The sequence below is a fragment of the Pseudomonas sp. S3_B11 genome (assembly GCF_054667715.1).
The window spans coordinates 6,739,084-6,761,913 of sequence record NZ_CP162749.1; the positions used below are offsets into that span (position 1 = coordinate 6,739,084).

Below are 22,830 nucleotides of genomic sequence, written 5' to 3' on the forward strand. Positions count from 1 at the left end.
CAAGCGGCGGCCTGTTCTCGAGGAGGACTCCATGTTTACCGGCATCATCGAATCCATCGGCAGCATTCGTGCACTCACCCCCAAGGGCGGCGATGTGCGGGTCTACGTCGAAACCGGCAAGCTCGACCTGAGCGACGTCAAGTTGGGCGACAGCATCGCGGTAAACGGCGTGTGCCTGACGGCCGTCGAATTACCGGGCAACGGTTTCCTGGCGGACGTCAGCCGCGAAACCCTCGACTGCACGGCCATGAACGACCTCAAGAGCGGCAGCCCGGTCAACCTGGAAAAAGCCCTGACCCCCACCACTCGCCTGGGCGGGCACTTGGTCAGCGGCCACGTGGACGGCGTCGGTGAAGTGGTGTCGCGCACTGATAACGCTCGGGCCGTGGAATTTCGCATCCGCGCGCCGAAGGAACTGGCCAAGTACATCGCCCACAAAGGCTCGATCACCGTCGACGGCACCAGCCTGACGGTCAACGCGGTGGATGGCGCCGAATTCCTGCTGACGATCATTCCCCACACCCTGAGCGAAACCATCATGGCCTCGTACCGGCCAGGTCGCCGGGTCAACCTGGAAGTCGACTTGCTGGCCCGTTACCTGGAGCGCCTGCTTATGGGAGACAAGGCCGCAGAGTCTGACTCTTCACAACGGCGGGCGGGTAACATCACTGAAAGTTTTCTGGCCGCCAACGGCTACCTCAAATCCTGACCCAAGGGGGTGCCGCGTGGCGCTCAATAGCATCGAAGAACTGGTTGAAGACATCCGCCAAGGCAAGATGGTCATCCTCATGGATGACGAAGACCGCGAGAACGAAGGCGACCTGATCATGGCCGCCGAGTGCTGCAAGGCCGAACACATCAACTTCATGGCCAAGCACGCCCGTGGCCTGATCTGCATGCCGATGACCCGCGAGCGCTGCGAGCTGCTGAAGCTGCCGCTGATGGCGCCGCGCAACGGCTCGGGCTTCGGCACCAAGTTCACCGTGTCCATCGAGGCCGCCGAGGGCGTGACCACCGGTATCTCCGCCGCTGACCGCGCGCGCACGGTGCAGGCCGCTGCCGCCCGGGACGCCAAGGCCGAAGACATCGTCAGCCCCGGCCACATCTTCCCGCTGATGGCCCAGGCTGGCGGCACCCTGGCCCGCGCCGGCCACACCGAAGCGGCCTGCGACCTGGCGCGCATGGCGGGCTTCGAACCCAGCGGCGTGATCTGCGAAGTGATGAACGACGACGGCACCATGTCCCGTCGTGCGGAGCTGGAAACCTTCGCCGCCGAACACAACATCAAGATCGGCACCATCGCCGACCTGATCCACTACCGGATGATCCACGAACGTACCGTTCAGCGGATTGCCGAGCAGCCGCTGGACAGCGAACTGGGCCAGTTCAACCTGGTGACCTACCGCGACTCGGTGGAAGGCGACGTGCACATGGCGCTGACCCTGGGCACCGTGTGCGCCGAAGAGCCGACCCTGGTGCGCGTGCACAACATGGACCCGCTGCGCGACCTGCTGATGGTCAAGCAACCCGGCCGCTGGAGCCTGCGGGCCGCCATGGCTGCGGTGGCCGAGGCCGGCAGCGGCGTGGTGCTGCTGCTCGGTCACCCACTCGATGGCGACGTGCTGTTGGCGCACATCCGTGAAACCGGTGACCAGGCGGCGGTGAAAAAACCGACCACCTACAGCATTGTCGGTGCCGGTTCGCAGATCCTTCGTGACCTGGGCGTGCGTAAAATGCGCCTGATGAGCGCACCGATGAAATTTAATGCGATATCCGGTTTCGATCTGGAAGTTGTAGAATACGTGCCCTCCGAATAATAGCCCGGGATTTTCCGGCCCTGTATTCGTGGCTAATATCACTGAGGAGCGCGTTATAGAACGCGCTCCGGCTCTTTAAGAGATCTGACGAATGACCCTGAAGACCATCGAAGGTACCTTCATCGCCCCCAAAGGCCGCTACGCTCTGGTAGTGGGCCGTTTCAACAGTTTCGTGGTCGAGAGCCTGGTTGGCGGTGCGGTCGATGCCCTGGTTCGCCATGGCGTGAGCGAAAGCGACATCACCATCATCCGTGCCCCTGGCGCCTTCGAAATTCCGCTGGTTGCGCAGAAAGTCGCTCAAAAGGGCGAATATGCGGCGATCATCGCCTTGGGCGCGGTCATTCGTGGCGGTACTCCGCACTTCGAATACGTGGCCGGCGAATGCACCAAGGGCCTGGCCCAGGTGTCCATGGAATTCGGCGTGCCAGTCGCCTTCGGCGTACTGACCGTTGACTCCATCGAGCAAGCCATCGAACGTTCCGGCACCAAGGCCGGTAACAAAGGTGCCGAAGCTGCCCTGTCCGCCCTGGAAATGGTCAGCCTGCTGGCGCAGTTGGAGGCCAAGTGATTAGCGACGAAAGCGATCGTTTCAATCCGCGCGATCCAAAGCCTGCGGATGCCGGCAAGCCGTCGAAAAGCGTCAAGCGTCGCGAAGCTCGTCAGCTCGCGACCCAGGCGCTGTATCAATGGCACATGGCCAAGCAATCGCTGAACGAGATCGAAGCGCAGTTTCGGGTCGACAACGACTTCAGTGATGTTGATGGCGCTTACTTCCGCGAGATCCTGCACGGGGTCCCGCAGTTCAAGACTGAAATCGACACCGCGCTCACGCCTTGCCTGGACCTGACCATCGAAGAGCTGGATCCGGTTGAACTGGCGGTGCTGCGCCTGTCCACCTGGGAACTGCTCAAGCGCGTCGACGTACCGTACCGCGTGGTGATCAACGAAGGGATCGAGCTGGCGAAAGTCTTCGGTTCCACCGATGGCCACAAATTCGTCAACGGTGTGCTCGACAAGCTCGCCCCACGTCTGCGTGAAGCTGAAGTGAAGGCGTTCAAGCGCTAGTCAGCGCTTGATATCCGCATGGGTGAGTTCGAGCTGATCCGTAATTACTTCGCTGCCGCGCCTTGTGCGCAGGGCGGCGAGGGCGTTGCGCTGGGGATTGGCGACGACTGCGCGTTGCTGGCCGTTCCTCCCGGGGAGCAGCTGGCGGTGTCCACCGACACGCTCGTGGCCGGTGTGCATTTTCCAGACCCGTGCGACCCGTTCCTGCTCGGCCAGCGCTCGCTGGCCGTGGCGGTCAGCGACCTGGCTGCCATGGGCGCCAACCCTTACGCCTTTACCCTTGCCCTGACCTTGCCGACGGTGACCACCGATTGGCTGCAAGCCTATGCCCGCGGTTTGAACCAGATGGCCCAGGCCTGTGGCGTGGCGCTGGTGGGTGGGGACACCACACGTGGGCCCCTGAGCCTGACCATGACCGTGTTCGGCCACGTGCCGTCCGGCCAGGCCCTGACCCGTAGCGGCGCACGGCCCGGCGACCTGCTGTGTGTGGGCGGCGAGCTGGGCAATGCCGCTGGCGCACTGCCGCTGGTGCTCGGCCAGCACGGCGCCGAACCTGCGATTGCCGAGCCGTTGCTGGCCCATTACTGGTCGCCACGTCCGCAGATCGACCTGGGCCTGGCATTGCGTGGCAAGGCCAGTGCGGCGATGGATATTTCCGATGGCCTGCTGGCCGATTGCGGGCATATCGCCCTGGCGTCTGGGGTGGCCTTGCAGGTTGAACGGGACCGACTGCCGTTGTCCAACGCTCTGGTAGCGTTTCTTGGCCGGGCGGATGCCGAGCAGGTGGCCCTGAGCGGCGGTGACGATTACGTGCTGTTATTCGCCGTGCCACCGAACCGGTTGTCGACGTTGCAGGCCGCCGGCTGGCCGATCCACGTGATCGGCAGCGTACTGGCCGGGCAAGGCGTCACGCTGGTCGACAGCGTCGGGCACGACATCACTCCGCCAGTGCGGGGCTATCAACATTTTCGGGAGACACCGTGACAGATCATCCCAACCAGGTCCCGGCAGAATTCGTTCCGCCTTCGGTCTGGCGCAATCCCTGGCACTTCCTGGCATTTGGCTTCGGTTCGGGTACTTTGCCTAAAGCCCCGGGCACCTGGGGCTCGCTGGTTGCGCTACCCTTCATACCGTTGTGGCAGATGTTGCCGGACTGGGGCTACTGGTTGATGCTGGGCATCACCATGCTGTTTGGCTTCTGGCTGTGTGGCAAAGTGGCGGACGACCTTCGGGTGCACGATCATGAAGGCATCGTCTGGGACGAAATGGTCGGCATGTGGATCACCTTGTGGCTGGTACCGGAAGGCTGGTATTGGTTGCTGGCGGGTTTCCTGGTGTTCCGTTTCTTCGATATCCTCAAGCCGTGGCCGATCCGCTGGATCGACCGGCACGTACACGGAGGTGTCGGCATCATGCTCGATGATGTATTGGCCGGGGTTTTCGCCTGGCTGGCAATGCAAGGATTGGTGTGGTGTTTCACCTGAGGGAGTCAGGCATGGGCGTAAGCCGCGCACTACTGCTGTTGCTGTGTTTAGGAGCCTGTGTGGGTGCAAGGGTGGCCGAGTCGGCTCCGCTGCCTGACAAGATCCGTGCGGCCAGCGAAGAGTGGGCCGATTACACCCAGGCCGATGGCCAGGGCATGGGCTGGGACATCTTGCGTGCAGTGTTCGAGCCTGAAGGCGTCAAGCTGGAGATCCGCAGCGTGCCCTATACCCGCTCGATCGGGTTGGTGCAACGTGGGGAGATGGACGCACAGGTCGGCGCCTATCGCGATGAAACCGAAGGGCTGCTTTACCCGCATTGGCACTACGACGTCGATCATATCTATGCCCTGGGGTTGGCCTCCAAGCCGTCACCGACGCTGACGACGATTGGCAACTACCGACTGGTGTGGATGCGCGGGTACGCATACGACAGCTACCTGCCCAACATCCGGCGTTTCAATGAAATCCACCGCGCCGTGGGTATCCTGCCGATGCTGGTCCATGATCGTGCCGATTTTTATATCGATGCGTTGATGGAAATCCAGGACGTGCTCGCCAAGGCCGACAATCCCCAGCAATTCAAGCTCTCGCCGCTGATCAATTTGCCGCTGTACCTGGGGTTCGCCAACAACGAAAATGGCCGTACGTTGCGTGCGCTGTTCGACCGACGCATGGAAGTGCTGGTGAAGAGCGGCGAGTTGAAACCGATTTTCGAACGCTGGAAGCAACCCTATCCTTTCGACGAGAATGGCAATCCACCGAAGCCATGATCAATCTTATCGATGATCATTAGCGATAATTCAGCCTAAGCGTCGGTTGGGTCGTGCTGTTACAATGCCCGCCTCTGCGAATCTCCAGTACTAGATCAGGAGCACACCGGTGCCTGTCGTTTTTGTTGCCGCTTCCAAGCTGCCAACGCCCTTTGCGCAATTCACCATGCATGGCTTTCTCGATGAGGCCACCGGCCGCGAGCATGTCGTGCTCAGCCTGGGTGATTTTACCGACGGTTCTCCGGTGTTGGGCCGCCTGCATTCCGAATGCCTGACCGGCGACGCCCTGTTCAGCCAGCGCTGCGATTGCGGTTCGCAACTCGAAGCCGCGTTGCAGGCCATCGCCCGCGAAGGCCGTGGCGTGTTGCTGTACCTGCGCCAGGAAGGCCGTGGCATTGGCCTGTTGAACAAGATCCGCGCCTATGAACTGCAAGATGGCGGCGCCGATACCGTGGAGGCCAACGAGCGCCTGGGTTTTGCGGCCGACCTGCGTGACTACAGCATTTGCCTGCCGATGCTCGAACACCTGGGTATCAAGTCCCTGCGGCTGATGACCAACAACCCACGCAAGGTCAAGGCCTTGACCGACATGGGCATCGTGGTGGCCGAGCGTGTGCCGCTGCACACCGGTCACAACCCCCACAACAAACTCTACCTGGCAACCAAGGCCAGCAAGCTCGACCACATGATGGGTAACGAGCACCAAGGCGAGGTTGACCGGGCGTGACGCGCGGTCAGGTCCGGCGGCGGCTGTCCGTCAGTTGGTGGAAATACCTGGCCCTGGCCTTGCTGCCACTGTTCGTGATCAACGCGGTGTTCGGCCAGGGCGAAGCGATTCTGCCGGTGCTGGCGATGCCGTTGTTCATTGCCGGCATGGCGTCGATGTTTGTCAGCCTGCGATTCTTCGGGCCGTACAAGCAAGCCCTGATCGCCACCCAGAAAGCCCTCGACACGCCCGAAGAACCCCAGGCCTGGATTGACCTGGCGGCCCGTCGTCGCGCCGCCTTCCTAGTGGCCGGGCTACCGGCCTGGGTCGGTGCCCTTGCGGTGTTCGTTGGCCTGGAGGCGGTGCCGTTGATGCTGCTGGCCTTGTCGACCGCCGTGTTGTTCTACCTGTACCGCATCCCGCGCCAACTCGGCTGATGAACCGCTGGCTGGCGGTCTTGCTGCTGGCCGTCAGCGCCTCGACGATGGCGGCTTCGCGGGTTGTCAGCCTCGCGCCGTCGCTGTCGGAAATCGTCGTTGAGCTGGGCTCCGCCGACCTCTTGGTGGGCGTGCTGGATGGCGGTGATCGTCCGCCAATCCTTAAAGACCTGCCTTCCGTAGGCCGTTACGGCCAGCTGGACATGGAGCGCTTGCTCAGCCTCCAGCCCGACCTGCTCCTGCTCTGGCCCGGCAGTGTCGGCCCGGCCCAGCGCGAGCAGCTCAAGGGCTTGGGCATTTCTGTCTATGTCGCCGAGCCCCGCAGCCTCGACCAACTCATCGTGCAAATTGAAGATATTGCCACGCAGCTCGGCCGCCCGGAGCGGGGCGTGCAACGGGCGGCGCAGTTGCGTGTGCGTCTTGCGGCGTTACGCCAGCGCTATCGACGGGACCCGCCGTTACCGGTGTTCTACCAGGTCTGGGACCGGCCGCTGTACACCATCGGGGGCGGCCAGATCATCAGTGATGCGCTGGCGGTGTGCGGGGCCCGCAACGTCTTTGCCGACCTGAGCGTGCCGGCCCCGCAGGTGAGTGTGGAAGCGGTGCTGCAACGTAATCCGCAGGTCATCCTCGCCACGGAACAGGCGCAGCTCGATGCCTGGAAAACCTGGCCGGTGGCGCAGGGGCGGTTGTTGCTGGTCAATGACAAGGGGCTGGAGCGGCCCAGTGGACAGATGATCGAGGCGACGGCGCGGTTGTGCGAGTTGATTGCGCCAGACAGATAGACCGTGGCGCCTGCAATCGCGAGCAAGCTCGCTCCCACATGGGATTTTGTTGTGAACACAAAACCTGTGGCCACTGAAGATCAACTGTGGGAGATTCTATGTTGCAGGGCAACCCTGCAACATAGGCTTCGGCTGGTATTCGCTCTGATTTTTCATCAAGGCAAATGCCACCCGGCAGAGCTTGCGAGCAAGCACCACCAATGCCTGGGTTTTTGAGAAGCCTCTGACCAGGTACGACTCATAAAACGGTTTCCATCTAGGCGAGCGACATGCCGTCATTGCAGCGATATGAGCTAATCGGCGTATTTCTGGATCCCCCTTTTTGCTCAGGTATCGGGGACCGTTCTTTTTTCCAGAATCATCGACCCGCAGGTCCATCCCTAAAAACGCGATAAATGCATCACTGTCCGCAAAATCACCTCGCATAAAACTCGTCGCCAACCCAGTTGCGACCAGTTCACCAACGCCTTCGATGGCTTTGCAGCGGTCGATATTCGCCTCAATTCCCGACTCTTTGCTAACTTTTTGTAGCAACTTCTGGATGGCCTGAATCGCCTCTTTGAACGCTTTTTGCTGAGCAATCAGCGCTTTTTTTAACAAGGGTTCGTCGGCCCAGCTCAACATAAGACCGGCGTGATTCTTGACCAGCGTCGCGCGCCGATGAAGCAGGCTTTTTAATGTCGTGTAAGCCTTCGGTGGCGGGTTCCAGAGCCGCAGCTCGTGCTGTTCATTGGTCAAATACCGCGCCAGAAGACGGGCATCACAAGGATCGTTCTTAGCTCTTTGGCCGATGCCGCGACGATAGTTGCTCACCCGGTAAGCATCCACGACATAGACCTGATGACCCATCGAGTGAGCCAGCTCGACGGTATCCAGGTGATAGATATTGGTGGCTTCAACGGCAAGAGCGCTTTGGGTGGGTAACGTTTTTAGCCAGCGCTTGAGGGCTGTTCGATCATTCTTGATAGTGTCGATGGCTTGCAGATCAGAGCGATAAACAACAATTTCGGCCTTGGCTATATCGATACCAACAACCGTCTGCGAGGTAAGGATTGTCATGACGAATCCTCGGAGCTAGGGTTTAGGTGCTTGTCGGGGTCTACCTTTGCGCTGGCTTGTCTCTATCGTCGGTTTACCGATGAATTCCTTATTGGCGCTTTGGGTAGAAAGGGCGGGACGAGAAGTCTCCCACGGTCCGTACTGGCTAGAGTCGGAATCGAGCTTTTAGTCCCGCCCACCCCTTCAAGTCTAAACATACAAGCGAGCTTGCTCGCGATGAGGTCAGTCCAGGCACCACAGGTTCTGGATCAGAGAGAGGGGGTCCAAGTAACCCCAAACAACCAGGTCCGACCCTCCTCCCGATACCCATACTGGCCCCCATCATGGCTATACAGCGCCCGGCTGTAACCCTTGTCCAGCAGGTTATCCACCTTCATCTCCAGCTTCACTTCCCGAGTCAGCGCCCTGTTGCCGCGCAACCCGAGCAGGGCATAGCCGCCCAGGGCATGGCGGTTGTTTTCATCGTCATAGCTGCCACTCACCGCTTGCCAGGTGGCGCCCAGGCCCAGGCGGCCGAATTGCCGGTCCAGGTCCAGGCTCAAGGTCCGCCGGGCGCGGCGGGCCAGGGTGTGGCCGCTGTCGCGGTCACGTGGGTCGATGATGGCCAGGCCCAGGTTGCCCTGCCAGCCGAACACATCCTGCAGGTAGGCCATCTCAAAACCGTTGATCCGCGCCGAGGCAACGTTCTGTGGACGTGAGTTACTGCCAAAGATGATCGCGTCTTCCAGGTCCGTGCGGTACAGCGAGGTCTCCAGGCGGGCGCTCTCGCTCAGCTGGCTGCGCCATTGCAGCTCGTAGCTTTTTGCCGTTTCGGGTTTCAGGTCAGGGTTGCTGAAGTCCGGGTAGTACAGATCGTTGAAGGTCGGGGCGCGGAAGCTTTCGCTGTAGGTCAGCAATACGTCGTTGTCCGGATTGATTGGTAGGGTGATCGTGCCGCTCCAACTGTTCTGGCCGCCGAATTGCTGATTCTGGTCGCGACGCAGGCCCAGTTCGGTGGAGAAGGTTTCGGCCTGGAAGCGATGCTGGATGAACGCGGCACGGTTCCAGCGGCTGTCTTCGTCGAACGGCGTGCTGCTGTTGACCCGGTCCTGATACCAGTCACCGCCGACGATCAGGCTGTTGCGCTCGTCCAGCGTCACGTCGTTCTGCCAAGTCACTGAATCGCGGTAGGTGTTAAAGACTTCGCGGACGTCGCTGAGTTTGTCGAAGGTCTTTTCACGGTTCTCGCTGTGGCCCAGTTCCAGGCGTGATTTCCAGGCTTCATTGATTCGCCCGTCCACATAGGTGCTGAAGCTGCTCACCGCAAACTCGCTGTAGGGTTGCTGGGGCAGGGATTCGAAGGTGGCTGGGTCGAAGCGGCCGAACGGGTTGTCGTATTCGCTTTTGCCGCGGTTATCCAGCACGTTCAGGCCGACTTCCAGGTCATCGCTGGCGGCATGGCTCAGGCTCAGGCTGAAAGACTGGTTGCGGTTGGCATCGTCGTCGCGGTCGCTGGCATAGGACTCGCGGGTCCGATTGCTTCCAGCGCTCTCGTCGAGGCTGGCGCCGAGGTTGAAGCGGGTCTGGTCGTCGCCGCCGGACAGGCCCAGGCTGCGTTCCCAGGTCTGGTGGCTGCCAACGCCCACATGCAGGCGCGGTTGCAGACCTTGCTCGTTGCCGCGACGGGTGAAAATCTGAATCACCCCACCCACCGCATCGGCACCGTAGATCACCGAGCGCGAACCGCGCAGCACTTCCACGCGCTCGATCTGGTTGATGTTCAGGCGTTGCAGGTTGCTGTCGCCGGAGGTGGCATTGCCGATGCGCTGACCGTCCACCAGCACCAGGCTCTGGGCCGATTTGGTGCCGCGAATGTAAATCCCCGGAAGGCTGCCGCGCCCACCCAGTGGTGCCACCTGCACGCCTGGCACACGGCTGAGCAAGTCAGTGACACTGGTCGGTTGCAAGCGCTCGATGTCCTCGCGGGTGAACACCGTGTTGGCGGCGCTGCTGTCGTTGCGGGCCTCGACCTGGCGGTTGGCGCTGATCACGATGTCGGGCAGCTTCAGGGCCTGGTCGCGCTCGAAGGTGTCGGCCAGCAGGTCGGGGGTGGGGAGTAGGGATAGAGTGAGGGCGAGGCGGAGTTTCATGGGGTTCCAATCATGCTTGATTCACACAAAACCAATGTGGGAGCTTGCTCGCGATAGCGGTGTGTCAGCCAATGGGTTTATTGACTGATCTTCCGCTATCGCGAGCAAGCTCGCTCCCACAGGGGCTTGTGTGGGCTGAACTTACAGGCCCAGCAACAGCAACCGCTGGCGCACCGCCGCTTCGATTCCCACCTCGTCCAACCCACATTCGGCGAGCATCTGCGCCGGCTTGGCGTGTTCGACATAGCTGTCCGGCAAGCCCAGGTGCAGCACCGACTTGAGGATGTTTTCCCGGGCCAGGAACTCGCTGACCGCTGCGCCGGCACCGCCCATGATGGCGTTTTCCTCGACCGTTACCAGCAGGTCGTGGCTGCCGGCCATCTCGCGCACCAGGGCTTCGTCGAGGGGTTTGACGAAGCGCATGTCCACCACGGTGGCGTCCAGGGTCTCGGCGACTTTCAGGGCTTCGGCCAGTTGCACGCCGAACACCAGCAGGGCGGTTTGCTTGCCCTGGCGGCGGATCACACCCTTGCCGATCTCGATTGGCTCGAGGTCGGTCGAGATCGTCGCGTTCGGGCCGGTACCGCGCGGGTAGCGTACTGCGGCCGGGCCATTGAACAGGTGACCGGTGGTGAGCATCTTGCGCAGCTCGTTTTCATCGCTCGGGGTCATCACCAGCATGCCGGGGATGCAGCGCAGGAACGACAGGTCGAAGCTGCCGGCGTGGGTCGGGCCGTCTTCGCCCACCAGGCCGGCGCGGTCGATGGCGAACAGCACGTCGAGGTTCTGTACCGCGACGTCATGAATCAGTTGGTCGTAGGCCCGTTGCAGGAACGTCGAATAGATCGCCACCACCGGCTTGGCGCCTTCACAGGCCATGCCGGCAGCGAGGGTCACGGCGTGCTGCTCGGCAATCGCCACGTCGAAATAGCGTTGCGGGTAGCGTTCGCTGAAGGCCACCAGGTCCGAGCCTTCCTTCATCGCCGGGGTAATGCCCACCAGGCGCGGGTCGGCGGCGGCCATGTCGCACAGCCATTGGCCGAAGACGCCGGAGTATTTCGGTCCGCCGGCCTTTTTCGGCGCGGCCGCCGGAGCGTCCAGGGGTTCGAGCTTGGTGATGGCGTGGTAGCCGATCGGGTCGACTTCCGCCGGGGCGAAGCCTTTGCCTTTCTTGGTGACCACGTGCAGGAACTGCGGCCCCTTGAGGTCGCGCATGTTGCGCAGGGTGGCGATCAGCGTAGGCAGGTCATGGCCGTCGATGGGGCCGATGTAGTTCCAGCCCAGTTCTTCGAACAGCGTGCCGGGGACCAGCATGCCCTTGGCATATTCTTCGGTGCGGCGGGCGATTTCCCAGGCGCCGGGCAGGCGGGACAGCACTTTCTTGCTGCCTTCGCGCATGCTGGCGTAGGTGCGGCTGGAGAGGATCTTCGCCAGGTAGTTGGACAACCCGCCCACGTTGCGCGAGATCGACATGTCGTTGTCGTTGAGGATCACCAGCATGTTGGCGTCGACTTCCGGCGCGTGGTTCAGCGCCTCGAAGGCCATGCCCGCGGTCAGTGCGCCGTCGCCGATCACGGCAATGGCCTTGCGCTCGCTGTTTTGCAGGCGTGCGGCAATCGCCATGCCCAGGGCGGCGCTGATGGAGGTGCTGGAGTGGCCGACGCCAAAGGTGTCGTATTCGCTCTCGGAGCGGCGCGGGAAGGCGGCGATACCGTCCTTCTGGCGCAGCGTGCCCATGCGCTCGCGACGACCGGTAAGGATCTTGTGCGGGTAGGCCTGGTGCCCAACGTCCCACACCAGCCGGTCGTCCGGGGTGTCGAACACGTAATGCAACGCGATCGTCAGCTCGATGACGCCCAGGCCCGCGCCGAAGTGCCCACCGGTCTGGCCGACCGTGTAGAGCAGCTCCAGGCGCAACTCATCGGCCAGGGTTTCCAGCTCGGCTTCACCCAGGCGACGCAGGCCGTCCGGCGTGTTGGCGCGGTCCAGCAGGGGCGTGGTCGGGCGCTTGCGGGGAATCTCTTGAAACGTCGTGGGCATCAGGCGAATCGTTATAGGTATAGAAAGAGGCGGCAGTTTACCTTATGCATCGCAAGCTGCCCACGCGTAGGCCGGAACTTGGCCGATACGCACTTATGAATGGGTTGACCCTGTATCAGCTGCGTCGTTCGACGATATAGCGCGCCAAGTCGCGCAACGGCTCGGCCGCCGCGTCAAAGGGTCGCAGCGCGGCCAGCGCCTGGTCGCGCAACTCCAGGGCGTAGGCCTTGGCGGCGTCGAGGCCGAGCAGGGCCGGATAGGTTGGCTTGTCGCGGGCGATGTCGGCACCCTGGCGTTTGCCCAGGGTCTGGGTATCGCTTTCGACGTCGAGGATGTCGTCCTGCACCTGGAACGCCAGGCCGATGGCTCGGGCGTAGGTCTGCAAGGCCTGCAATTGTTCAGGCGTGGCCCGGCCGCTGGCCAGGGCACCGAGCCGGACGCTGGCCTCGATCAAGGCGCCGGTCTTGTGCCGGTGCATGTATTCCAGGGCGCTCTGGTCCAGCTTCAGGCCCACTGAGCCCAAATCGATGGCCTGGCCGCCGACCATCCCCGCAGGGCCTGCCGCCAACGCCAGGGCGCTGACCATGTCCAGACGAACCTGCGTCGGGCAATCGCTCAGAGCTGGATCCAACAGGGCGGTGAAGGCCAGGCTCTGCAAACCGTCGCCGGCCAGGATCGCGCAGGCTTCGTCGAATTGCTTGTGAGTGGTGGGCTGGCCGCGACGCAGGTCATCGTCGTCCATGGCCGGCAAATCGTCGTGCACCAGCGAATACGCGTGGATCAACTCCACCGCACAGGCGGCGCCGTTGGCCTGCTCGGCCTGGCCGCCCAAGGCTTCGCACGCGGCGTAGGCCAACAGCGGCCGCACACGCTTGCCGCCGTTCATCACGCTGTAGCGCATGGCTTCGTACAGGCGCGCCAGCTCCGGGCTCGGGGCGCTGAACAACGTCTCCAGTGCAGCATTGACCCGGGCCTGGCTGCTGGCCTGATAGGCGCCGATCATTCAGGCTGTTCCGCGTCGAAAGGCTCTTCGGTCAGCTCACCGTCACGCTCGAGCAGCAATTGCACCTTCTGCTCGGCCTGGGCCAGCGCCGCCTGGCAGTCGCGAGTCAAGCCGATACCTTGCTCGAAGGCGGTCAGCGAGTCTTCCAGCGACAATTCGCCGTTCTCCAGGCGTTCGACCAGCGTTTGCAGGTCGGCCAGAGATTGTTCGAAATCCAGTGCAGCTTTTTTGCGGGCCATGGCGGCTATTCCGGTTGACTGTTAAACCGGCGCGACACTAGCAGACATGGGGTATTGGGGCAAATCAGGACCGCCGGGCGTCACCCCGATCAGCAAGGATGTCGGAACCTGTGGCGAGGGGGATAAATCCCCTCGCCACAAATGATCTCAATCAGCGGGATAGTTTATTCGGTAACGGGTGCTGCGCCCGCCGCCGGGCATCCGCTCCAGGCAACCTTTCTCCAGCAGTTCCGCCAGGTGTCGCGTTGCTGTCGCCTTGGAGACCTTGGCCACGGCTTGATATTGAGTGGCGCTGATCCCCTGCCCGAAGCCTTTTTCGCCGCCATCGAGCAACCGGTTCAGCACTTTGGACTGTTCAGGCGTGAGTGCCGAAGCGCGATGGGCCTGCCAGAACCGGGTCTTGCCCAGCACGCTTTCGATCTGTGTCATCGCTTTATGCAGGCTGCGCAACAGTGTCTGCAGGAACCAAGTCAGCCAGCCGGTGATATCCAGCGTGGCTTTCTGGCTGTTTTCCAGGATTCGGTAATAACCGGCGCGGTCGTCCAGGATGCTCACGGACATGGCGTAGAAACGGATCGCCTGAGCCTCACCCTGGGCCAATGCCAAATCGGTCAGGGTGCGGGTCAGGCGACCATTGCCATCGTCGAATGGATGCAGAGTAACAAACCAGAAATGAGCAATGCCGGCACGCAGTAGCGGATCGAGGCTGACCTGATGGCGACTGGCTTCGAACCAGTCGACGAACGTTTGCAATTGCTGTTCAAGGCCCTGGCGAGGCGGCGCCTCGAAGTGAACGATAGGTCGCTCCAGCCTGCCCGAAACCACTTGCATCGGTTCGTCACCGCGCAGCGCGCCTACGCGGATCTGTCGATAGGCAAGGTCGCTTGTTTGATCAGGAAACAACCACTCGTGCCATTCCAGCAAGCGTTCGACCGTCAGGGGCTGGTTGAAGTGCCGGGTCGCGTCCAGCAACAGGTTCGTCAAGCCTTCGCTGCGTTGGTTGACCGGCGTGTCGTCGACGTGCTCGAGGCCCAGGCGGCGAGCGAGGGACGAGCGCACCGAGCTGACATTCAATTGTTCTCCTTCGATAGCCGAAGAGGTCACGATGTTTTGCAGCAAGGCATCCAGTTCGTTCTGGGCGCTGAGCGAAGCCGTGACCGCGCCCGTCATTCCGAGCAATTGACCTTGTGTCTGCACGCATTCGCGTAGCAGGGGGGCCAATGCTTCAGCTTGCCAGCGGAAGTCGGGCCAGTCGGGCTGTTGCCAGATCCAATGGGGTGTCATGCGCCTGTCCAAAGATGAATGAGCCGAATAATAACGCTATTCGGCTCATTTTGTGAGCCGAATAGGCCCTCTATTCGGCTCACTCCCCCTCAGTACGTGATTTCCCACACAGAATCGCGCGTTCCCCGATTGTTAATAATCCGCCGAATCGCTAACCTTCGCGCCATCTACGGCCCCCTTGCGACGGGGCCTTCAGACGAAACCCGAATAATGACAAGCAGCGCTGAGGATTGGCGCCGGGTTGCGTCGTGCATGGCAGGAGGCATACGTGCGTTTTCTTTCTTTATTGATCGTGTTGCTCGGCGCGCCGTTGGCGTGGGCGCAGCCTTCTGCCGAGATGTCGGAGCCGGTGGGCGGTTGGCGCTACAGCGGCTTGCTCGATCGCACCGAAAACCCGCAAGTCGCCTATCCCACACCGCCCATCGATCGGGGCGTGCAGCGCAATCGCACGATGATCGAGGGCCGGCTCAAGGCCATGGGCACGGCTCGCCAGCCCCACAGCCTGGCGGTCAACGGCAATCCACTGAATCTCTATACCGACGACGACGGCCGTTTCGCCCGGCCGTATGCGTTCGGCGCCGGCTCCAACAGCGTCGAGGTGCGCAGCTCAGAAGGCCAGTCCCTCAAGCGCGTGCAATTCTATGAAGCCAACAACCTGCGCACCCCGGCGCAGATCCGCGTGGTGCTGGGCTGGGACGATCCGAAGGCCGAACTCGATCTGCATATCGTCACACCCGACGGCCAACATGCGTTCTTCGGCCAGCCGGCGCTGAGCAACGGCGGCGGTCTCGACCCGGATGGCGTCGATGGCCCCGGCCCTGAAATGTTCACCATGACCGCGCCGATGCACGGCACCTACCTGGTCTACGTGAACTATTGGGGCAACTACGGCAGCGGTGGCTACAACTTCGATGAGACCAGTAACGAGAACGAGGTAATCACCTCGCAGATCAACCTGGTGCTCAACGAAAACACCGTCAATGAAAAACGCGAGACCTTTGTCGTGCCCCTGCGCGCCATTGGCGATCTGTTGCTGGTCAAGACTTTCAACTACTAAGTATCCGCTCCACGGATGAACAGGCCCTTGTGAATATGAGCGACAACACTGCTTCCCCGACCACGCCGACACCTGTCGCCAAACCTGTGCGCCGCTGGCCGGCGATACTGATCGGGCTGTGCCTGGTAGCCGGTGTGGCCGCCGGGCTGGGCTGGTTCATGAACAAGCCCAAGGCGCCGCCCATGGAGTTGGCGCTGGAGAAACTCGGCTTGAGCCGTCCCGACGGCTTGCTCGAGGCCCATTCCCTGAGCCAGTTGCCCAAGGACCTGTTGGCGGTGCCGTTCCTCAAGGCCACGCTCACCGAGGACTTCGTCTTCTATTACGAGGCCCATGCCGACCGTCTCGGGCTGATCGGCAGCCTGCGTCGGATCATCTACGAGCATGACCTCAAGCTGCAGGACAGCCTGATCGAAGAACTTTTCGACCAGCCGGCCGATGTCGCGCTTTGGCGCGGTGCGGACGGTCGCCTCAAGGATTTCCTGTTGGTGATGGATCGCGGTGGCCTGGCCAAGGTCCTGGAACCGTTGGCGAAAGTCGCCCTGGACGACACTCAGTTGAGCAAGCTCAGCGACCTGAAGGTAGGCGGTGACGACGTCGCGCTCTACCAGCTCAGCTACAACGCCAGCAAATCCCTGGTCTTCGCCTCCCATGGCGACAAGCTGGTCGTGCTGTCCAACCCGACCAAGCTGTATGACCCGGCCAGCGGTTCCGCGGTTGAGCCGGGCAGCGTTTCGACGACCGCCCTGGCTGCCTTGCTCAATGGCGACAAACTGTTCCCCGAAGCCTTCGGCCTGCCGCCCAAGGCGCCGGAGGTCAAGCAACGCATCTCGGTCAACGCCAGCGTGCTCGCCATGGGCTACCAGCGTTTCATTCCGAACTTCGCCGGCTTGCGTTTCGACATGGACGACAAGGGCTGGCACAGCTTCCTGGCGATGGACGAGCTGGAAAACCAGCCGGACTTCGACTTCAAGCCGATCTGGCAAGCCATGCCCATGGGCGCCAGTGCCTGCGTGGCCTTGCCCCTGGCCGCCGAGCAACAGAAACCGTTGCTGGTAAAACTCGGTGCCGACGAAAAAGCCGCCCAGGCCATGGTTGACCATGTGGCCGGCGCTGCGGGCCTGTGCTGGTACGCCGATTCGCGCCTGTACACGCCGCTGCTGGTGGCGAGCCTGAATGAAGACGACGGCAAGCTCGACGCCGACCTGGGCAACCTGTTCGGTTCGATGGTCGGCGCCTATGAAAACAACGTTGCCGAGCATGCATTCCCGGTGGTCGAGAAGCAGCAAGGCCCGACGCACCAGTGGCTGCGTCAGGTCAGCTCCAATTTCGGTCCCTACCTGGCCAAGGAAGCGGAACAGCCTGACGCGATTACCGGCAAGGCCTTCCTGCGGGTCAGCCTGGCGCGCCACGGTTCGACCTTGCTGTTCTCCCTCGATGACAAACTGGTGGACAAGGCCCTCGGCACCCTCGACAAACGCTTTCCGCCCATGGCCGACGTGGTGCCCAAGGACCTGCTGATGCCGGTCTACTTCGGCCCGGACTCCATGGCGCAACTGATGCAGCGCGAAACCCTCGACAGCTTGCCCCAGGACATGGAGCCGGTGTTCTACAACGCCGCGCAAACCTACCTGATCCCGAAACTGCGCACCCTCGGCGGCTACGGCAAATACGCCCTGACGTTGCCTGAAGGCAGCGAGCCGGATGGCCACTGGCAGTGGCTGCCGCTGGAATGGAAAGCGCTGTGACAGCACTGATCCGCAACCCCGCGTTGACGCTGCTGCTGGCGTTGCTGCTCGGCGGGCCTGCGCTTGCCGTCGAGGCGCCGGCGTTGGACGTGCAGCAATCCCAGGTCTTTCGTGCCTGGTTCGTGCGCATCGCCCAGGAACAGCTGACCAAAGGACCGAGCCCGCGCTGGTATCAGCAGGACTGCGCCGGGCTGGTGCGCTTTGCCGCCAACGAAGCGCTCAAGGTCCACGATGAAAAATGGCTGCGCAGCAATGGCCTGTCCAATCGCTACCTGCCGCCGGAACTGCCACTGAGCGATGCGCAACGGCGCCTGGCCCAGCAATGGCAGCAGGGCGGAGGCGAGGTCGGCCCCTACGTCAACGCCATCAAGCTGATCCAGTTCAACAGTCACCTGGTGGGCCGCGATGTCGCCCAGGCCCGTCCCGGCGACCTGATGTTCTTCGATCAGGGCGACGACCAGCACCTGATGATCTGGATGGGCCGCTACATCGCCTATCACACCGGCACCACAACCCCTACCGACAACGGCATGCGCTCCGCAAGCCTGCAACAACTCATGAACTGGAAGGACACCCGATGGATACCCGACGCAGCCAACCCCAACTTCATCGGCGTCTATCGACTCAACTTTCTCTCCCAATGACCGGTGCCCGCATGCTGCGCTTGTGTTCAAAATTGCCCCTGCTGTTTGCCTTGTTGCTGGCACCCCTTGTGAACGCCGAAGATACGGTGGAGCCCAGCGGCTACACGCCGGTGTCCGGTGAAAGTTTCTTTCTGCTGGCCGACAGCAGCTTTGCCAGCGACGAGCAGGCCATGGTTCGCCTCGAAGCGCCGGGCCGCGACTACCGTCGGTTCCGCATGGAGCCCTACGGCGGCGCCGATATCCGCGTCTATCGCATCGACAAGCCGCTGGATTTCCTCAAGCGCCAGAAGAACCTGCACCGCGTGGTCAGCGATGGCCAGTTCAAGGGCGAAGGCCTGTCGAACACCCTCGCGTACCTGTGGGACAACTGGTACCGCAAGTCTCGTCGAGTGATGCAACGGGCGTTTTCCTACGAGTCCCGCCAGCAAGTCACCGAAGAAGTGCCGGAACTGAAGATCGGTGATGCCCTGGTCGCGCCGACCCCGTACGACGCACCGCCGCAATTCGCCTTGATCCCGGGCTTGCCGGTGGTCAGCCAGTTCCGTTATCCGCTCTGGGAAGCCAAGCCGATCCAGCCGCCCGCGGGCGTCAACCTGGCCGGCTCGTCCAGTGACTTCGTCAGCGTCGCGCCGGGCAACGTCTATGTACCGCTGGGCCAGTTGAAGCCAGGCCTGTACCTGGTGGAAGCGCTGATCGGCAAATACCGCGCGACCACCATGGTCTTCGTCTCCAACACCGTGGCGGTAAGCAAGATTGCCGGTGATGAATTGCTGGTCTGGGCCGCACGCAAGCATGAAGGGCGTTCGGTGCCCAAGGTCAACGTGCTGTGGACCGACGGCCTGGGCGTGATGAGCAGCGGTGCCACCGATGAAGACGGCCTGCTGCGCCTCAAGCACGTCAGCCCGGAGCGTTCCTTCGTCATCGGTGAAGATGAGGAGGGCGGGGTATTCGTCTCGGAAAACTTCTACTACGACAGCGAAATCTACGACACCAAGCTCTATGCCTTCACCGACCGGCCGCTATACCGGCCAGGGGATTGGGTATCGCTGAAAATCGTCGGCCGTGAGTTCAAGAACGCCCGTGATTCGGTGCAACCGACTGCAGCCGACGTCAATGTCAGCGTGCTGGACGCCACCGGCACCGAGCTGCAAACCCTGGCCCTGAAGCTCGATTCCAAGGCCGGCACCCAAGGCCGTTTCCAACTGCCGGAAAACGCCGTGGCCGGCGGTTATGAGCTGCGTTTCAGCTACAAGGACCAGCTCTACAGCAGCGCCTTTCGTGTCGCCGAATACATCAAGCCGCACTTCGAGATCGCCCTGAACCTGGCCAAGCAGGATTACCGCACCGGCGAGCCGGTCAAGGGCAACCTCGTGCTGCTGTACCCGGACGGCAAACCTGTGGTGAATGCCACGGTGAGCCTGAGCCTGCGCGCCCAGCAACTGTCGATGGTCGATAACGAGCTGCAATACCTGGGGCAATTCCCGGTCGAGCTGACCAGCAGCGAAGTGACCACCGATGCCAAGGGCAACGCGACCCTCGACTTGCCGGCCGCCGACAAGCCGAGCCGCTACACGCTCACCGTGTTTGCCAGCGATGGCGCGGCGTATCGGGTCAAGACCACCAAGGAAATCCTCATCGACCGTGGCGCGGCGAATTTCCGTCTGAGCGCTCCCCAGCGGTTCAGCGCCACCGGCCAGAAGGTGTCGTTCAGCTACGCCAACGAAGGCGGCAACGAACAAGCCAAAGCCGTGACGCCAGGCAGCTACGCCTGGGTGCGCCTGGAAGACCAGAGCACCGGCGAAGGCAAACTGGCGGCCAAGGACAAGGGCTTCAGCCTGACCTTCGATCGCCCTGGCACCTACAACCTGACGCTCAAGGACGACCACGGCCGGGTCATTGGCGCCGCCGCCCATGCAGTGACCGGTGAAGGCATCAAGGCCGTGCCGGGCACTGTCGAGATCGTCTTCGACAAGCCTGAATACAAGACCGGTGACGAAGCGCTGGCGCTGATCACCTTCCCGGAGCCGGTCAGCGACGCGCTGCTGTCGCTTGAGCGGGACAAAGTCGAGGCCACGGCGCTGCTGTCCAAGGGCGGCGACTGGCTGAAGATGGAAAAGCTCAGCGACACCCAATACCGCGCGCGCATTGCCGTGAAGGATAACTTCGCGCCGAACCTGACCTTCTCGGTGCTGTACACCAAAGGCGGTCAGTACAGCTTCCAGAACGCCGGTATCAAGGTGGTCACGCCGCAGATCGACGTTGCCGTCGTCACCGACAAAGCCACCTACCGCCCGGGCGACACGGTGACCGTGGACCTGAGTACCCAGTTCGCTGGCAAGGCGATCCCGGCGCACCTGACGGTCAGCGTGGTGGACGAAATGGTCTACGCCCTGCAACCGGAAGTGGCCCCGACCATCGATCAGTTCTTCTATCACCCGCGTCGCAACAACGTGCGCACCAGTGCCAGCCTGTCGTTCATCAGCTACGACGTGGCACTGCCAGGCAGCCCTGGCGCGCCGGGCAAGGCCAACCGCAGCGAACGCGGGGTCAAGGTACTGGAGCGGCCACGTCGTGAAGACGTCGACACCGCTGCATGGCAGCCGGAGCTGGTCACTGACGCCAACGGCAAGGCCCGTTTCACCTTCAAGATGCCGGACTCGCTGACTCGCTGGCGCATCACGGCCAAGGCCATTGCCGACGACGGCCAAGTGGGCCAGAAGAAGCAGTTCATCGCCTCGGAAAAACCGCTGTACCTGAAATGGAGCGGCCCGACCCGTTTCCGCACGGGCGACAAGCCGCAACTGGGCCTGTTCGCGTTCAGCCAGTCTGAAAAACCACTGAAGGCCGAGCTGCTGATCCGCTACGCCGGCACTGAACAGCGCATGGCGGTGGACCTGAAAAACGGCATCAACTATGTGGCGCTGCCGGCCCTGGAACTGAGCAGTGGCGACTTGAACGTGCAGTTGCAATTGAACGGCGAAACCCAGGACGCCCTGGCCATGCGCTTGAACGCCAGCGGCAATGGCTGGCAAGTCACCCAGAACCAGCGCCTTGATGTGGCGAGCGGTGACACCCCGTTGACCCTGCCGGCCGACGCCAGCGATATTCGCCTGCGCCTGGATGACAGCCCGCAAGCGTTGTTCCGTTCGGCCCTGGATGACCTGCTGAGCTATCCGTACGGTGGCGTCGAGCAGACCGCCAGCCGTCTGTTGCCATTGAGCATCGCCTATCCGACCCTGGCGTCGAACCCGCAGATCCGCGACCGCTTGCGGTTGATCATGCAGAACAGCCGCTTGCGCCTGGTGCAGATGGCCGGCCCCTCGGCGAGCTTTACCTGGTGGGGCCAGGACGGTGAGCCGGATGCATTCCTCACCGCCTATGCCTATTACGCCGACTGGCACGCCAGCAAGGCCCTGGACCTGAGCCTGCCGCCGGAACACTGGCAACGGGTGCTGGAGGTCTACGCCAAGCAGGCCGGCGATACGCCGCTGCTGCAGCGTGCGCTGATCCTGTCGTTCGCCAAGCAGATGCAACTGCCGGTGAACACCTTGCTCAGCGGCTTGATGGACGACCTGGCCAAGGCCAGTGAAGACAGTACCGAGAGCGTGCTGGACAGCGGCGAAGACAGCCTGGTCATGAACGCCCCGGATTCGGCCCTTGGCTTGGCCAGTGCCCGTGTCCTGACCGCGTCCCTGGCGAAACAAGCGAAGGTGCCGTTGCCGGCGGCCTTCAGTCGTCAAGCCGATGCCGCGCAACAGCAACTGGAACTCAGCTCGCAGCCGTTCGTCGAGGCCCTGGTGCTGTCGTTGCAGAGCTTCGATCAGGCCCGCGCCACGGCATTGCTGGAGCGTGTGTTGCCGCAGCAGTCCACCCTGGAACGGGCCCTGGCCCTGACCTGGTTGCAGCGCAGCATCGAACAGGCAGCACCGGCCGTGGCCCTGGCACCGGGCGAAGGCTGGGTAGCCAAGCAGGGCGCGACCGGTGAAACCTACTGGCAGTGGCAGGGCGCGCAGCTTCCAACGATGCTGACCCTGACCGGCGCCCAGGAGCGTCCATTGCAAGCGGCACTGAGCTTCCAGAGCCAGCAACCGCCGGTAGCACCGATGGCCGTGTCCATCACCCGTCGCCTGTCGCGTCTGGTGCCGGGCGACGAGGCCTTCACCTTCAAGCTTGAAGCCGTGGGCAACAAACCGTTGTCCAGCGACAGCCTCTACCTGGATGAAGTGATCATCAACAGCAAGGCGCCGACGCCTCTGCGCTACGGCATGCTCGAAGTGCCGCTGCCGCCGGGCGCCGATGTGGAGCGCACTACCTGGGGCATCCAGTTGATGGGCAAGGCCGACAGCGAGCCGACGTCCCTGGAAAAAGCCCGCTTCGAGCCCGGCCAGATGGCGTATGCGGTGCCGGTGGACGCCCTCAGTGGCGAGCTGCGCCTGCGGCACTTGGTGCGCTTCTCCCAGAAAGGCCAGTTCACCTTGCCACCGGTGCGCTTCACCCAGGTCTACGCGCCGCAACATCAGGCGCGGGAACAGAAACCGGCGCTCGGTCAGATCACGGTCAACTGAC

The 22,830-nt window shown here is 62.5% G+C and carries 20 protein-coding genes; 14 read left to right on the plus strand and 6 right to left on the minus strand.

The genetic code is table 11. The annotated features are described in order from the left end of the window. The first annotated feature begins 31 nt into the window (after positions 1-31). The 10 genes from AB4O22_RS30240 to AB4O22_RS30285 all read left to right on the plus strand — a co-directional run bounded on the left by AB4O22_RS30240 (position 32) and on the right by AB4O22_RS30285 (position 7,064). The gene (locus tag AB4O22_RS30240) at positions 32-709 is read left to right on the plus strand and encodes a riboflavin synthase (protein WP_014340443.1); all 678 of its coding nucleotides are present in this window, start codon (positions 32-34) and stop codon (positions 707-709) included. A gap of 16 nt (positions 710-725) precedes the next feature. After that, entirely contained in the window at positions 726-1,817 is a 1,092-nt protein-coding gene (gene ribBA / locus AB4O22_RS30245) for a bifunctional 3,4-dihydroxy-2-butanone-4-phosphate synthase/GTP cyclohydrolase II (RefSeq protein ID WP_003206026.1), read from the plus strand. A 91-nt stretch (positions 1,818-1,908) separates the two neighbouring features. Continuing rightward, complete coding sequence (ribH, locus tag AB4O22_RS30250) at positions 1,909-2,385, plus strand: 6,7-dimethyl-8-ribityllumazine synthase (RefSeq protein ID WP_003206025.1); 477 nt, start codon at positions 1,909-1,911, stop codon at positions 2,383-2,385. Next, the gene (gene nusB, locus AB4O22_RS30255) at positions 2,382-2,882 is read left to right on the plus strand and encodes a transcription antitermination factor NusB (RefSeq protein ID WP_003185935.1); all 501 of its coding nucleotides are present in this window, start codon (positions 2,382-2,384) and stop codon (positions 2,880-2,882) included. The genes ribH and nusB overlap by 4 nt, the downstream gene beginning before the upstream one ends. 18 nt (positions 2,883-2,900) lie before the next feature. Next, the gene (gene thiL / locus AB4O22_RS30260) at positions 2,901-3,866 is read left to right on the plus strand and encodes a thiamine-phosphate kinase (RefSeq protein WP_223472552.1); all 966 of its coding nucleotides are present in this window, start codon (positions 2,901-2,903) and stop codon (positions 3,864-3,866) included. Continuing rightward, complete coding sequence (locus AB4O22_RS30265; protein ID WP_003206020.1) at positions 3,863-4,366, plus strand: phosphatidylglycerophosphatase A family protein; 504 nt, start codon at positions 3,863-3,865, stop codon at positions 4,364-4,366. Before thiL ends, AB4O22_RS30265 begins: the two co-directional genes overlap by 4 nt. 11 nt (positions 4,367-4,377) lie before the next feature. After that, a complete protein-coding gene (locus tag AB4O22_RS30270; protein WP_223472551.1) occupies positions 4,378-5,136 on the plus strand; it encodes a substrate-binding periplasmic protein in 759 nt (252 codons plus the stop codon). 109 nt (positions 5,137-5,245) lie between these two features. Further along, on the plus strand, positions 5,246-5,863 hold the full coding sequence (ribA, locus tag AB4O22_RS30275; RefSeq protein WP_003206015.1) for a GTP cyclohydrolase II: 618 nt from the start codon (positions 5,246-5,248) through the stop codon (positions 5,861-5,863). Then, the gene (locus AB4O22_RS30280; RefSeq protein WP_003206013.1) at positions 5,860-6,279 is read left to right on the plus strand and encodes a hypothetical protein; all 420 of its coding nucleotides are present in this window, start codon (positions 5,860-5,862) and stop codon (positions 6,277-6,279) included. Before ribA ends, AB4O22_RS30280 begins: the two co-directional genes overlap by 4 nt. Continuing rightward, positions 6,279-7,064, plus strand: coding sequence for a cobalamin-binding protein (locus tag AB4O22_RS30285; protein WP_003206011.1), 786 nt, complete (start codon positions 6,279-6,281; stop codon positions 7,062-7,064). The genes AB4O22_RS30280 and AB4O22_RS30285 overlap by 1 nt, the downstream gene beginning before the upstream one ends. Positions 7,065-7,160: 96 nt before the next feature. On the opposite strand, the gene AB4O22_RS30290 is transcribed toward AB4O22_RS30285, so the two are convergent. The 6 genes from AB4O22_RS30290 to AB4O22_RS30315 form a co-directional block, all read right to left on the minus strand. Next, on the minus strand, positions 7,161-8,123 hold the full coding sequence (locus AB4O22_RS30290) for an IS110 family transposase (RefSeq protein WP_223492972.1): 963 nt from the start codon (positions 8,121-8,123) through the stop codon (positions 7,161-7,163). Positions 8,124-8,371: 248 nt separating this feature from the next. Beyond that, positions 8,372-10,252 carry a TonB-dependent receptor domain-containing protein gene (locus AB4O22_RS30295; protein ID WP_460095704.1) on the minus strand — a complete coding sequence of 627 codons (1,881 nt, stop codon included), beginning with the start codon at positions 10,250-10,252 and terminating at the stop codon, positions 8,372-8,374. 141 nt (positions 10,253-10,393) lie between these two features. Beyond that, positions 10,394-12,292 (minus strand): 1-deoxy-D-xylulose-5-phosphate synthase, encoded by a 1,899-nt coding sequence (dxs, locus tag AB4O22_RS30300; protein ID WP_069971354.1) that lies wholly within the window; start codon positions 12,290-12,292, stop codon positions 10,394-10,396. Between the two features lie 115 nt (positions 12,293-12,407). Beyond that, entirely contained in the window at positions 12,408-13,295 is an 888-nt protein-coding gene (gene ispA / locus AB4O22_RS30305) for a (2E,6E)-farnesyl diphosphate synthase (protein WP_460095706.1), read from the minus strand. Further along, positions 13,292-13,534 (minus strand): exodeoxyribonuclease VII small subunit, encoded by a 243-nt coding sequence (locus tag AB4O22_RS30310; RefSeq protein WP_003185917.1) that lies wholly within the window; start codon positions 13,532-13,534, stop codon positions 13,292-13,294. Before AB4O22_RS30310 ends, ispA begins: the two co-directional genes overlap by 4 nt. 147 nt (positions 13,535-13,681) lie before the next feature. Next, positions 13,682-14,818: a Fic family protein gene (locus AB4O22_RS30315; protein WP_460095707.1), complete on the minus strand. Its 1,137-nt coding sequence runs from the start codon at positions 14,816-14,818 to the stop codon at positions 13,682-13,684. 268 nt (positions 14,819-15,086) lie between these two features. Between AB4O22_RS30315 and AB4O22_RS30320 the strand changes: the two genes are divergently transcribed. Genes AB4O22_RS30320 through AB4O22_RS30335 form a run of 4 tightly spaced genes read left to right on the plus strand, consistent with a single transcriptional unit; the run spans position 15,087 to position 22,829 of the window. After that, positions 15,087-15,875 carry a YfaP family protein gene (locus AB4O22_RS30320; protein WP_460095708.1) on the plus strand — a complete coding sequence of 263 codons (789 nt, stop codon included), beginning with the start codon at positions 15,087-15,089 and terminating at the stop codon, positions 15,873-15,875. 35 nt (positions 15,876-15,910) lie between these two features. Next, the gene (locus AB4O22_RS30325) at positions 15,911-17,620 is read left to right on the plus strand and encodes a DUF2138 domain-containing protein (protein WP_460095709.1); all 1,710 of its coding nucleotides are present in this window, start codon (positions 15,911-15,913) and stop codon (positions 17,618-17,620) included. Continuing rightward, entirely contained in the window at positions 17,605-18,264 is a 660-nt protein-coding gene (locus tag AB4O22_RS30330) for a DUF1175 domain-containing protein (RefSeq protein ID WP_460095710.1), read from the plus strand. Before AB4O22_RS30325 ends, AB4O22_RS30330 begins: the two co-directional genes overlap by 16 nt. Beyond that, a complete protein-coding gene (locus tag AB4O22_RS30335; RefSeq protein ID WP_460097770.1) occupies positions 18,261-22,829 on the plus strand; it encodes an alpha-2-macroglobulin family protein in 4,569 nt (1,522 codons plus the stop codon). Before AB4O22_RS30330 ends, AB4O22_RS30335 begins: the two co-directional genes overlap by 4 nt. Position 22,830: the final 1 nt, after the last annotated feature.